13 protein-coding genes are annotated in these 13362 nt (G+C 41.3%); 4 read left to right on the top strand and 9 right to left on the bottom strand.

Annotated elements, in window-relative coordinates:
• The first annotated feature begins 33 nt into the window (after positions 1-33).
• The 3 genes from holB to ORI98_RS02635 all read left to right on the top strand — a co-directional run bounded on the left by holB (position 34) and on the right by ORI98_RS02635 (position 2233).
• Positions 34-1008, top strand: coding sequence for a DNA polymerase III subunit delta' (gene holB / locus ORI98_RS02645; protein WP_306134147.1), 975 nt, complete (start codon positions 34-36; stop codon positions 1006-1008).
• Positions 1009-1072: 64 nt separating this feature from the next.
• Positions 1073-1399, top strand: coding sequence for a PilZ domain-containing protein (locus tag ORI98_RS02640; protein ID WP_188839587.1), 327 nt, complete (start codon positions 1073-1075; stop codon positions 1397-1399).
• 45 nt (positions 1400-1444) lie between these two features.
• Positions 1445-2233: a TatD family hydrolase gene (locus tag ORI98_RS02635; protein WP_306134146.1), complete on the top strand. Its 789-nt coding sequence runs from the start codon at positions 1445-1447 to the stop codon at positions 2231-2233.
• 447 nt (positions 2234-2680) lie between these two features.
• Here ORI98_RS02635 and rsmF read toward each other — a convergent pair whose 3' ends face one another.
• On the bottom strand, positions 2681-4135 hold the full coding sequence (gene rsmF / locus ORI98_RS02630; RefSeq protein ID WP_306134145.1) for a 16S rRNA (cytosine(1407)-C(5))-methyltransferase RsmF: 1455 nt from the start codon (positions 4133-4135) through the stop codon (positions 2681-2683).
• A 112-nt stretch (positions 4136-4247) separates the two neighbouring features.
• Between rsmF and ORI98_RS02625 the strand changes: the two genes are divergently transcribed.
• Complete coding sequence (locus ORI98_RS02625; protein WP_306134144.1) at positions 4248-5474, top strand: nucleoside recognition domain-containing protein; 1227 nt, start codon at positions 4248-4250, stop codon at positions 5472-5474.
• A 137-nt stretch (positions 5475-5611) separates the two neighbouring features.
• On the opposite strand, the gene ORI98_RS02620 is transcribed toward ORI98_RS02625, so the two are convergent.
• The 8 genes from ORI98_RS02620 to ORI98_RS02585 form a co-directional block, all read right to left on the bottom strand.
• Positions 5612-6427, bottom strand: a complete 816-nt coding sequence (locus ORI98_RS02620) for an alpha/beta fold hydrolase (protein ID WP_261297806.1) — start codon at positions 6425-6427, stop codon at positions 5612-5614.
• 188 nt (positions 6428-6615) lie between these two features.
• Complete coding sequence (locus tag ORI98_RS02615) at positions 6616-7326, bottom strand: M15 family metallopeptidase (RefSeq protein WP_306134143.1); 711 nt, start codon at positions 7324-7326, stop codon at positions 6616-6618.
• Positions 7317-8447, bottom strand: coding sequence for a succinyl-diaminopimelate desuccinylase (dapE, locus tag ORI98_RS02610; RefSeq protein ID WP_261297804.1), 1131 nt, complete (start codon positions 8445-8447; stop codon positions 7317-7319). The genes ORI98_RS02615 and dapE overlap by 10 nt, the downstream gene beginning before the upstream one ends.
• Complete coding sequence (locus ORI98_RS02605) at positions 8447-8788, bottom strand: ArsC family reductase (RefSeq protein WP_261297803.1); 342 nt, start codon at positions 8786-8788, stop codon at positions 8447-8449. Before ORI98_RS02605 ends, dapE begins: the two co-directional genes overlap by 1 nt.
• Before the next feature lie 207 nt (positions 8789-8995).
• Entirely contained in the window at positions 8996-9511 is a 516-nt protein-coding gene (gene crr, locus ORI98_RS02600; protein WP_188839594.1) for a PTS glucose transporter subunit IIA, read from the bottom strand.
• A gap of 138 nt (positions 9512-9649) precedes the next feature.
• Positions 9650-11386, bottom strand: a complete 1737-nt coding sequence (gene ptsP / locus ORI98_RS02595) for a phosphoenolpyruvate--protein phosphotransferase (RefSeq protein WP_306134142.1) — start codon at positions 11384-11386, stop codon at positions 9650-9652.
• Between the two features lie 9 nt (positions 11387-11395).
• Positions 11396-11653 carry an HPr family phosphocarrier protein gene (locus ORI98_RS02590; RefSeq protein ID WP_226410078.1) on the bottom strand — a complete coding sequence of 86 codons (258 nt, stop codon included), beginning with the start codon at positions 11651-11653 and terminating at the stop codon, positions 11396-11398.
• A gap of 100 nt (positions 11654-11753) precedes the next feature.
• Positions 11754-13358 carry a methyl-accepting chemotaxis protein gene (locus ORI98_RS02585; protein WP_306134141.1) on the bottom strand — a complete coding sequence of 535 codons (1605 nt, stop codon included), beginning with the start codon at positions 13356-13358 and terminating at the stop codon, positions 11754-11756.
• Between the last annotated feature and the right edge of the window lie 4 nt (positions 13359-13362).

The raw sequence follows: 13362 nt of genomic DNA, 5'->3' as shown, positions 1-13362 counted from the left end.
TGTGACGCATTATGTTGAAACACTGGGAATAGAATGATCGACTTCACTCAGGCCAATTATAGACTGACACAATTACCATGGCTATTGACCCCATTTGAGCGGTTTGCTCGACTGTGTTACCGCAATGAACATAGCCATGCACAGTTAATTCCTGTCGATGTGGCGTTAGGTGGTATTCAACTGGCTGGCGAAATGGCACAAATGGCATTGTGTATGGATAGAACCCCCGTCGGTGCCTGTGGTAAATGTAAGGCATGTTTATTGTTCAAAGCGGGTAATCATCCTGATTTACATTGGATCCGCAGTGATGGCAGTCAAATCAAGGTCGATCAAATCCGTGAGCTTTGCCAGTCTCTAATCCATACCGCACAGCAGTCTGGTGCTCGGGTTGCGGTTATTGAACACAGCGAGCGAATGAACATCGCCGCTGCAAACGCATTACTTAAAACGTTAGAAGAACCAGGTAATAATACATTACTGCTATTGCAAACCGATACACCGGCAAATCTGTTACCCACAATCACCAGCCGATGCCAAAAAATTGCTTTCATCACGCCAACTCGAAATGACATTATTAGCTGGCTGGCACAGCAAGATTTATTGCCTCAAGCTGATGCGCAGGGTAATCGCCATGACGTCACTTGGTGTTTAGGTGTTGTAGGAGGGCCAATAAAATTGGCCGAGAGTTTGACCTCAAAACACTACCAACAGTTACTTGATTATCGTCAGGATTGGTCGGCCAGTTTACAGTCGGGACACCTGCAAAACAGTTTATTAAAATTATCAGAACAACAAATTATTGATGCCTTAAAGGTTTTATATTTGTACTTAAGGCAATATGTGTTAAAAAGTAATAAGTTAAATCCACTTATTCAAGCTAGGGTAATTGGATTAGCAGGTGACGTGATGCACATGAGCCATAAATTGACTACAATGGCTAATGTAAACACTCAAGCATTGTGCCAAAATTATGTTTTACAATTCAGGCACGTGCTCGCACTTACTTAACGATTATACTCCTTGAGTTTAGTTCGCTTCAAAATCACTTAACATAAGAGAAGTAAAAGATATTATGGTCGACTTGGTGGTTAACTACGATACATTGCATCAGCTATATCGTGCCTATATGCCGTTTATAAAACCGGCTGGGTTATTTGTTGCAACCACAGAAAGTCATTTTTTAGGCCAAGAGCTCACCATTGCCTACCGTTTACCCAATACAAGCCAAGTAAATGAATTTAAGGGTTCGGTTGTGTGGATAAACCCCATAGGTGCTTCAGGTGGACGTCCAGCAGGTATTGGTATTAAAATTAAAACCGATCCTGAAAGCCATAAACATCATATCGAAAAGTTATTAGCACAAGAATTATCATCAGGTGATTTGACCTGCACCATGTAGCTCGGTATGCTCTGCATCCCATTTGTTTAAATCATCTTTTTTACTATGCTAATTGACTCACATTGCCACCTAGACCGTTTAAAAGCGGCCCCTGATCATGCTTCAATGCAAACGATAATGAATAATGCCAAGGCTCAAGGAGTCGATTATTTGCTATGTGTCAATGTGCGTCAGCAAGGTTTTGAGCAAATGCGTGAAAAAGTTGCGCAGTTTGATAATGTATTTTTATCATCTGGTGTTCACCCATTAGATGTTAAAGAAGGTTTAGATGTTGCACAAATCAGACGCTTCGCAACCGATCCTAAAGTTGTCGCCATTGGTGAAACAGGTCTAGATTACTTTTATGCCGATGAAACCAAGCAATTACAGCAGCAATGCTTTGAGCAACAGATTGCTTTAGCCGTTGAAGTGAACAAACCCTTAATAGTCCATACCCGTGATGCTAGAGAAGACACCATTGCCATGTTAAAAAATGGCCAAGCCGATAAAGTGGCTGGTGTGCTACATTGCTTTACTGAAACATGGGAGATGGCAAAAGCGGCTATTGATCTTGGTTTTTACATCTCAGTGTCTGGCATAGTTACCTTTAAAAATGCAGGTGATTTACGCAGTGTTATTCGTAAAGTCCCTAAAGACAGATTGTTAGTTGAAACCGATTCGCCCTATCTTGCGCCAGTTCCCCATAGGGGACAAGAAAACCAACCTGCTTACGTTAAAGATGTTGCCGAGTTTGTGGCTGAGCTGCGCGGCGAAAAATATCAGGATTTGGCGGATTACACATCAGAAAACTTCTTCACCTTGTTTAAAGATGCAGCCAAATTAGTGGGCAGATAATGACCAAGAAAAATGCTTAATTGAACTGTTATCAATATCAACAGCTCAAGATATTCAATGCATATCAACCAGCTTTTATTACACAGTTAATAGTATTAAATTTTAGACAAAAAAAGACTCAAAACGATCCAGTTGTTTTGAGCCTAGGGGAATGGCTCTTGCAGAGCCGTGCGCTAGAGTGGAGGGACATTGTGTACAAATTATAGACAGTGTTTTTTAGCTTTGCCTAAAAAATAAGTTTTATTTGCGTACTTCTTGTGGATTAATGATGATTTGCCAAACAAACTCGCTATTTATTAGATGATTAAGCTCGATTCGAATGAAAAATTAATTTGCCAGTATCGCTTATAATAATTGAGTAAAGATAAGCCTGAATTGCTTCAGGCTTTTTTATTGGGTCACTTTTTCAGGAAATAGTGACATTTAAGGCGATAAACTAAATGCTGGTTATTCAATGAAGGCAACATTATCCCTGACTAATTCCCGTGGAAGATTGTTTTTTAGTCGATGGCCCAAATGCTTTACCACACCTAAAACGCTTTGATGATAGCTAACCAACATTTCGCCCTGGGGATGTTGTGATAACCATTGCTGATTTTCAATACTGAAACTTGTTGTTTCAATGTCACGGCCCATCAAAAATTGTTGTGCTTGCTGGGCAGATAGTTCAATACAATGAGGGTTAGTTGCAGTCGTTCCAACTAAAGCCTGTATCGCTTCATGTTTGACTTTAAAACCTTTTTTCATCGCATCTGCCAGTTTTACACCTATACGTTGAAAGCGCATTTTTCCTATAAGTGTATTGAAACTATTCGGAAATAACCAAAACTCATCATCGCGTTGCATGACAAAACTGTCGGTAGGCAAGCTAATAGCAAAGCTGGCATTTAAATATTGTGTAATTGCCTGTATTTGTTTTTCTGACGCGGGTGTAAAAGGGAAGTTTTTTTGCAATTTTGGCTGCTTTTTAATCCGCTCAACGGTTGCCGTTTTTTTGATTTTAGCGACAAAGAAACCTTCACTATCAAATATTTGTGGCCAAACGTGTAAAAAACCTTCAGGGGTACAAGCTGCTTGTGCATTAGGGAATAAATCGTTCAATGGCATAAATTCTACCGCATCTGGGTAGGTTTGCTGCAAGTGATAACAAATTTGCTGATTTTCTAATTGGCTTAATGTACAGGTTGAGTACACTAAGGTTCCACCGGTTTTTAATGCTAGAAAAGCAGATTCAATTAAATCTTTTTGAGTATCAGCGATTGCTGTTACGTCACTAATATCCCAGTTTTTTAAGGCATTAGGGTCTTTTCTTACAGTACCTTCGCCGCCGCAAGGTGCATCCAATAAAATAGCATCAAAGGTATCATACAAATACTCGCCAAATACGCGACCATCAAAGTGAGTAAGGGCTACATTACTTGCGCCCATTCGCAACACATTAGCGTGCAACACTTTCACTCTGCTTGCTGAATATTCATTGGCAACTAATAGGCCTTGATTTTGCATCAAAGCAGCTATTTGGGTCGTTTTTGAACCTGGGGCAGAAGCCACATCTAAAATCATGTCTGGATGCGATATGCCATCGAATAATGCAGTAGGCGGTAACATTGAACTGGCTTCTTGAATGTAAAATAGTCCCTGAATATGTTCAATGAGATTACCAGGTTGCAATTCTTCATCATGGTTTATCCAAAATCCATCATTACACCAGGGAATAGGCTCAAATTGCCAGCCTTTAGGTTCCATTAACTGGATAAAGTTAGCACTGCTGATTTTTAAGGTATTAACTCGAATAGATTTACGCAATGGCTTATCGCAAATAGCGATAAACTCATCTAGGCAAAGATGTTCTGGTAATTCATTAGCGATGTGTTTGATAAAATTTGGATTTAATTGAACCATAATGCAGACATTGTTCACTCTCGTGGCATAATTAACAGGATCATATCACGGAATGTGACCGCTTGGGGGCATTGGGAAGACAAACCCATAACCATTTTAAAAAGGAAAGGGTGTGCTGAATCGAGTTTGGTTAGGTTTTTTTATCACTGCGGCGATTGCCATATTATTGCAGCTGATTTCAGGTAATGTAACGGTCTTAAACGATTCTGTTAGTGCACTATTTGCCAGCGCAAAGTTGGCGGCTGAAATCTCGCTTGGTTTGATCGGCGTTTTAGCGTTATGGATGGGCTTAATGCAAGTGGGTGAGAAAGCCGGCGTTGTGGGATTATTTGCCAAACTTTTCGAACCCTTGTTATCCAAATTAATGCCGGAAGTACCACGTGGTCATGCAGCTTATGGCAGTATTAGTATGAATTTAACCGCCAATATGCTTGGATTAGACAATGCTGCGACTCCTCTTGGGTTAAAAGCGATGCAAGACCTGCAAAGCTTGAACCCTAACAAAACTGTGGCGACCAATGCCCAAATTTTGTTTTTGGTACTCAATACTTCTTCTGTGACATTGGTTCCTGTTACGGTGTTTTTATACCGTGCTCAGCAGGGCGCGGCATCACCAGCTGAAATATTCCTCCCCATCTTGCTGGCAACTTGCGCATCGACATTTGTTGGCTTAACTGTGGTGGCGATTGTGCAACGTATCTCATTATTCAATAGCGTCATTCTTGGATACGGTGCGCTGTTGTTGTCATTATTAATGGCTTCGATGTTTTATTTGCTCAGCTTAAGCGCCGAGGCGATTGGCCAGGTGTCTAGCGTGTTAGGTAATGGCATTTTATTACTGCTGGTTCTCAGTTTTGTGATTGTGGCGGGCATAAAAAAAGTGGCCATTTATGATGAGTTTATTGAAGGCGCCAAAGGCGGCTTTGATCAGGCAATTAAGCTTATTCCTTATCTGTTAGCAATGCTGTTAGCCATTGGATTACTCAGGGCATCTGGTGCACTCGATTATGTGTTGCAAGGATTGGCAGGCTTAGTGTCTTGGATGGGTTATGACACACGCTTTATCGATGCGATGCCCACCGCCATTATGAAGCCTTTCAGTGGTTCGGGCGCTAGAGCTATGATGTTAGAAACCATGGATCATCACGGTGTTGACTCATTTGCAGGGCGATTGGCGGCAATATTTCAAGGCAGCACAGAAACGACCTTTTATGTTTTAGCGGTTTATTTTGGCTCTGTGGGTATTCGAAATGGACGCCATGCGCTAAGTTGTGGCTTAGCGGCAGACTTAGGCGGCATCATTGCGGCCATTGCGGTGTGTTACTGGTTTTATGGTTAGGCTGAACTTTGCTTTATAGTCTTGTAAAGCTTTGCCAGCTAGTATGCTCGGCTGACTCAAACACACGGCTGACTCAAATAAGAGTCGTACCTTATCCGCATGCAGAGTGCGAATAAGGTGACAGGTTAAGTGGCTGATTATTGCTGCTGATAAAAGTGATGCAATAATGTATTGATTTGTTCAGGTTGTTCAACCATGGCTAAATGCCCAGCATCAGCAAGATGATGTAAGCTTGCGCCATCAATATCATCACTCATTAAGTAACTTTCTAATACGGTTCTCAGTTGATTTTCTACGCCGATGATAACCAGAGTCGGTAAAGTTAATTGCTCTACCAACTCCATGGTGTCACGTTTATAAATAGCCATGTGGGCAAAACGGCTTAATACTGGGATCTGCTGGCTATCGATATTGCTTAACTGTTGGCTTAATTGATTTACAAGATTGATATCCTGTTGTCCCTTAGCGAACATCAAGGTGCTGATCGTGTTGGCGAGTTCTTTTGTGATAGTTTTTGTTTGGTTCATTACGTCTAACCACTGCTGATACTTGACGCAATTGACTTCTGGTTCAAAGCCAATAAATGCATTAAGCATGACCAGTGATTTTACTTTTGATGGTTGTTGTAACACCATTTCTGCAGCGATTGCTGCGCCACAACCGTGACCAACAATATGATATTGGGCAATTTCTAAATCAGCTAATAGCTGCGTTATATGTGTAGCCACATCAATTAAGTTTCTTGTTTTTGCTGGAATGGTTTTATTGTCTCCATGGCCCCACAAGTCAATCGCAATACAGCGGTAGTGCTCACTTAGATACTGCACTTGGGCTTGCCAAATGTGCTTATCAGCAAATAAACCATGCAATAACACAATCACATCACCTTGACCATTGTCGGTGTAATGCAATGGTTGTTGGTCGATTAAACCTTGTTTTGAATTGGATAACATAATAAAACTCAATAATGAATGAAAATGGCTTTGATGATTGTTCGCTGCCAGTAAAAATATAACCCAAAAATAATCAGGGTGGTGGATGTCAGCAGCCTAATTTATTGAACTTGTTTATCGCTACCTATCAGTTTTATGCATAGTTAAAAAATGCAGTACTTGATGAACTGATCCAATATAGTTATTGGTTAACATGGTGGATGAGCAACAAATTTAACGTAATGGCTAACCAGTTTGTCAAGTTGAGTTAATGTAGGCTGCTTTAGCTCAAATTCGGCATTATCCAGTACTTTTGCTAAGTCTTGTCCGCAAAATAGGCTAGTGTAACCGCTAGCGATAGGAAAGTAACTTAAATGCCATTCCTCAGTGCTGACGCCACTTTTTCCGTGTTGAAAAGGAAAGTAAAAACCAAATTGCTGTGCGTTTTGCAGTAACCACAGATATAAGCTGTGGCAAGGGCCACCAGCTTGATATTCTTTGGCGACTAATTGCAAATTATCACGGTTGATATTATTGGCGTCATACACATCGATATCTGTGCCCCAATGATGTCGAGATGTACCAGGAAGTGCAGACCAAAGTAAAATTGAGTCGATAATTTGTTGTGATGACAAAGACATGAAGTCAATTGGTTGATGCTGTAAATCAAGCAATTGACGTTTGCCTGTTGCTTTGGCATTCCAAATAGATAATTGTTTATCAAAACTGCGATATGCTGAGCAGATGGCAAGTTGAATGCCATCTTTTTGTGCCGCAGTTCGCATAGCCGCAAATGCCGTCGCGGTATCGCTTTGTAATAGTAAAGATTCAAACTCAACTAATGCAGATGCATCCAAGCCATATAGTTTTGGATGCATAATTGTTGAGTTTGTCGCCTCGCTAATTGTACCTAGTCGCACAATAGTTTTTCCAATATACGCTCATAACAAAGGGTGAGTAACTCAAGATCCGCAGTACTGACACATTCATTGATTTTGTGAATAGTCGCATTAACAGGACCTAGTTCAATAACCTGCGCACCAGTAGGGGCAATAAAACGCCCATCAGATGTGCCACCTGAGGTTTGTGGATCGGTATCATAGCCAGTGATTTCACGAATACTTTGCTTAGTGGCTTCAAGTAATGGTCCATCGCCGGTTAGAAATGGTAGACCATTGAATACCCAATTAATGTCGTAATCTAATCCGTGCGCGTCTAATAAACTCAGTACTCGCTGGATCAATTCTTCAGCAGTCACTTCGGTTGAGTATCTAAAGTTAAACATGACCTGGAGGTCACCAGGGATCACATTGGATGCCCCCGTTCCACCGTTGATATTCGCTATTTGAAAACTGGTCGGAGGGAAAAACTCATTGCCGTTATCCCAGTGCATTTGTGCCAGTTCTGCTAATGCCGGTGAAGCTTTATGAATGGGGTTGTCTGCTAGGTGAGGGTAGGCAACGTGCCCTTGAATACCTTTCACCGTTAGGTTGCCTGTTAAGCTACCTCTGCGACCATTTTTCACCACATCACCCAGTTTGTGGGTTGATGAGGGTTCGCCAACTAACGCCCAGGTAATTTTTTCATTACGGGCTTCAAGGGTTTCAATCACTTTGGGCGTGCCATTAATGAATGGGCCTTCTTCATCACTTGTGATCAAATAGGCAATTGAGCCTTTATGATCAGGATGCTTGGCGACAAAGCGCTCAGTGGCAATGATCATAGCCGCCAAAGATCCTTTCATATCGGCAGCACCACGGCCATGCAAATAGCCATCAATAATGGTCGGGTCAAAAGGTGGTGTATGCCAACGACTTAAATCGCCTGTAGGCACAACGTCAGTATGGCCTGCAAAGCAAAAAACAGGAGCTTCAGTACCGCGACGAGCCCACAAATTAGTGGTATCGTGAAACACCATAGATTCGATATTAAATCCAATTTTACTCAGGTGTTCGGCCATTAATGGCTGGCAACCTTCATCGAGTGGCGTTACCGAGGCGCGAGAAAGTAAATTTTTGGCTAAATCAATAACACTACTCATTATTTGAACCACGCTTGATAGTCAGCATCTTTGAAACCAACCATTACCTTGGATTGGCTTTCTAGTACGGGACGTTTGATTAGGGTTGGGTGTTCCAGCATTAAAGCGATGGCTTTTTGTTCGGTCAAATCGGTTTTTTGAGCTTCATCAAGGCCTCTAAAACTGGTACTACGCTTGTTAAATACCGTTTCCCAACCTAGGATTTGACACCATTGAGCAACACTTTCCTGAGTCAGAGGTTGTTCACGAAAGTCATGAAATTGGTGGTCAATGTTATGTGCTTCTAACCATTTACGCGCTTTACGAACTGTATCGCAATTTTTAATACCATATAACTTCAATCTGAATACTCCCTTAATGATTTACTGCGCTTTGGGGTGTGATGCAACATTGTGGCATTGTGAATAAGCTTGAACAAGATAAAGGCGCGTGTTTGAAGATATTTCACCCATTATTGATGACAAAAATGAAAAAAGCAGATATTCAATATCTGCTTTGTGTCACTCACATCTCGTGAGTTCTGTGAGGTAATTTAAGGGCTATCTTTTCTATGACAGCTGAACGGTAAAAATAATGTCTTTACCTGCGGTAACATGACCTTGCGGGGACTTATCTAACCCTTTAATGTCTTCCATATTAGCAAGTACCACAGGGGTTAATAGGCTTTCCACTTGTCCCTGTAAGAAGGCTAAATCAAAAGACAAAATCGGCTCACCGGCTTTAACTTGTTGCCCTTCTTCGGCAAGTCGTTTAAAACCATTACCACGAAGCTCTACAGTGCCAACGCCAAAGTGAACAAAAAGTTCTAACCCCTGTGGCGACTCAATGCTAAAAGCATGATTGGTCTCAAAAATCTTTCCTATGGTGCCGTCAATGGGTGCCAGAATAAATTCACCTTCGGGATTGATGGCAATACCATCACCCACGATTTTTTCAGCAAATACCACATCGGGTACTTTTTCGATTGGCACAATTTGTCCTGAAACCGGCGCATAAATAGCGATACCACCAGTGAGTTCTGGTTGGCCTGAAATTAGTCGTCGAATACGGCTTAAAAATCCCATTAGAGCAAGCCTCTTGTTATTGTTGTTTTGATTATAGTTGTCTATTGGCAACTTATAACACATTCTAAGCTCAACTAAATACTCTGATTAATCTTAAATCGACCGTATCAGTGTGTATTAGCATAGTTGGCGGGGGTTCTATTTGCCGAATAAGTGTTTACTGCTTACGTTAAACGATTTTATGGCTTCGTCAATCGCTGCGTTGGTAATAAGTTGCTTAACCGATTGAGCATGCTGATAAAAAGCACTGAAATTACCCTCGACAATACGCGCTTTAACCGCAAGTAAACTGGCGGGATTAATGCTAAGTTCATTCAATCCCAAACCCATCAACAATGGTAAGACGTTTGCATTGCTTGCGAGTTCCCCACATAAACAGACTTTAACCTTTGCCTGATGGCATTTTTCAATCGTCATGGCAATTAATCTGAGTACCGCTGGTGATAATGGCGGATATAAGTTAGCTAATTTGAGGTTAGTACGATCAGCTGCAAGAGTATATTGCGTTAAATCATTACTGCCAATACTGACAAAATCTAAATAGGGCAACATACTTTCTAATGATAAAACCGCTGCAGGCGTTTCAACCACAATGCCATATTTAACACTGCCAAATTTTTTGCCTTGCTCAACCAGTTGTTGTTTTGCCTGCTCTATTAGCTCAAATGCCTGAAGCAACTCTTCAATTTGACTTACCATAGGGAACATTAATCGAATGTCACCATGGCAGGCTGCCCGCAAAATTGCTTTAGTTTGCACAATAAACATTTTAGGGTTGAGCAGACTGTAACGAATACCTCTTACCCCGAGTGCGGGGTTTTCTTCAGTATGCTGCTGTAAGCAAGGAATGTCTTTATCCGCGCCAACATCAAATGTTCTAATGGAAAACGTTTGTCCATTTAATGCTTGTAACGCATCTGTGTAAAGTTTGTATTGCTGGTCTTCATCAGGCAATGCCTGGGCATTCATGAGTAAAAATTCTGTTCTGAATAAGCCAATGCCTTCAGCTCCAACCAACATTAGTGAACTAATATCACTTAAATTACCCACATTGGCACGTAAAGTTAAGGCATGACCATCAAGGGTGTGGCTCGGTTTATCTTTGTACACCAGTAACGCTTGCTGCTGCTTGAGATGTTCTACGTGCTTATGCTCAAGCGATATTTGCATTTCAACATCAGGTTGGATGTAAAGCACACCTTCAATGGCGTCGAGGATCAACACTGCACCATCTTCAATATGACTGTCTTGGCTGGACCAAGGACAATTGAGTAACGCAGGAATACCGGCTGAGCGGGCTAATATAGCGGTGTGACTGGTTAAGCCTCCTGACTCTAATACTATGCCTTTAATAAACTTAAGCGGCAGCATGGCAAAGTCGGCGGGGGTGAGGTCATCTGCCAGTAAAATGGTATTTTCAGTGAGTGTTGATAAATCGTGCTGACTTTTTCCCTGCAAAGTGGTGATCAAACGCTTGGCGAGTAACAAAATATCTTGGCTACGATTAGCAAGATAGGGATCGTCAATATCGGCAATGGCCAATGCTTGCTCGTTAAAAATACGTTCTACTGCTACAGCAGCACTGACGCGATATTGTTCAATATGCTGCTGTATGTCAGTAACAAGTGTTTCATCTTCAAGCTGCAATATATCGGCATCAATTAATTGAAACGTATCGCAAGAGGAACAAACCCGTTGTTGACAGTCTTGAAGGTAGCTAATGAGATGAAGAATAGCTTTTTTTAAGGCGTCTTTTTCAGAATCGATATTGGCAATAGGCAGTAAACGCAGATCAAGTGGTTGAGGGTGGGGACTAATATTGAGTGCTTGTCCAAATGCTACACCCGTTGATACCACAATGCCATTTACCTGCATGATAACCTCTTAGCTTAAGGTAATGAGAAGTTCTGAAACCCTTTCAACGGCTTGTTGAGCCTGCTCACCTTGGGCTATTACCGTTACCTCAACACCCTGGTATAACCCAAGGGTTTGTAGTTTAAATAAACTTTTAGCACTCGCTTGTTTACCATTACATTCAACTATCACATCACAATCAAAGCTTTTTGCCTCTTTAACCAGTAAAGCGGCTGGTCGAGTGTGAATACCATGTGGCGCGGTAATAGTAACGGTTTTTTGATACATATTGATGAGGCTCTTTTAAAGGACTAAGACTAAAACCGAATTACTATACCTTAATGTACTAAGCCATCAAAGCAAGCAATTCGACTGACTTTTTTGTTGGCTAAATCTTAAATTGTTTTAACGTATTGTCCATTTTTTGGCTGATGTTTTGTAACGCATTTGCTTCATGTTCATTGACTTCATTGGCTTTGACCACTTGGGCGGTGAGATCTGAAATCGCATTGATGTTGATATTAACCTCTTCGGTTACCATTGCTTGTTGCTCGGTGGCGCTAGCTAATTGGTTGGTCATATCATTAATATTGCCGACCAGCGATAAGATAATAGCCATCGCCTCGCTAGATTGGCGAGCCTTTGACTGCAAGTCGTCAGACTGTTGTAACGTTTCGCTATTGCTTTGCTTCAATAAAGCGATGCCTTGATGAATTTTTGCAACGATTTGATTGATCTCATTGGTTGAATCTTGAGTCCTATTGGCCAGAGCCCTGACTTCATCGGCTACAACCGCAAATCCACGGCCATGGCTGCCAGCTCTTGCCGCTTCAATTGCAGCATTTAGTGCAAGGAGGTTAGTTTGATCTGCGATGCCTTTAATAACGTCTAAAATTGAGCTAATTTCATTAGAAGATTGCGACAAGGTCTCACTGACCTCTACGTTATGACGTAATTCGTTGCCTAGTGCTTCACTTTGGCTAACCGTTAATTGCATCAATTGCTGCCCATGTTGAGCTTGGGTTGTTACTGCGCTGGCACTTTCTGCCGTTTGCTGGGTATTACGCGCCATATCTTGAGTGGTCATCAGCATTTCATGAATGGCAGCGGCCACGCTTTGGGTTTCTTGATTGACGTTTTGGCTACTGTGTTGAGAGGTGCTTACCGATGTTAATAATTCTCTGGCATTAATATTTAATTGCTGACCAATTGGGTTTAGCTCGCCAACCACATTGGCAATTTTTATCACAAACAAATTGAAGGCTTTAGCTAATTCAGAGACTTCATCTTTGCCATTTTCATTTAGGCGGCGGCGTAAATCACCTTCACCTGCGGCAATGTCCTGCATGGTCGCAATAACAGTATTGATGGGGGTCGTGATTGAACTATTCAGTAATAAGAAAAAGATGAAAATCGGCACCGATATCATCAGCATAATAATCAAATAATTGATGGTGATGCGTGTAAGGTTAGTGTTTATATCATCGGTGTTTGCGTTTGAGACAACGAAATATCCTCGTTGACGATCATATTGTGCGGTCAGTAAGCGGGTATGCGAGCGGCCGTTAATATTGAATTCAATTGTGGCATTGGCATGGGATTGATTTTTAGCTTGATCAAGTAAATGGCTGACACTAAATTTACCTTTGGTATCGGTTAATTTGGCAATATGGGTCGTAAAAAGTGGATCTGATGTTTGCGACAGTAATTGTTGGTGACTATCAAATAGATAAATGGGATTTTGACTGTGTTGATTGATACCGTCGAGTAGCTCAATAAGTTGATTATCATCATATTGACTTGCTGTTAACTCATTTGCTGTTGCAATGAAAAGGGCAATATTGCTTTCTAATTGATGGTGTTTCTCATGGATCAAATTGTCATATTGTTCTTTGACGGAAAAACTGCCAAAACACACAGTGCCGATAGCTGCTAAAATAAGCATAATGAACAAACGTTTTAATATAGTTAACTGCCGTAATGATGCGATCATTTCT

Origin of the sequence: Shewanella sp. ULN5, assembly GCF_030731885.1 — a bacterium.
Taxonomy (GTDB): domain Bacteria; phylum Pseudomonadota; class Gammaproteobacteria; order Enterobacterales; family Shewanellaceae; genus Shewanella; species Shewanella holmiensis.
Note: the sequence above shows the minus strand (reverse complement) of the source record. Positions and strands in the feature narration are given on the sequence as shown.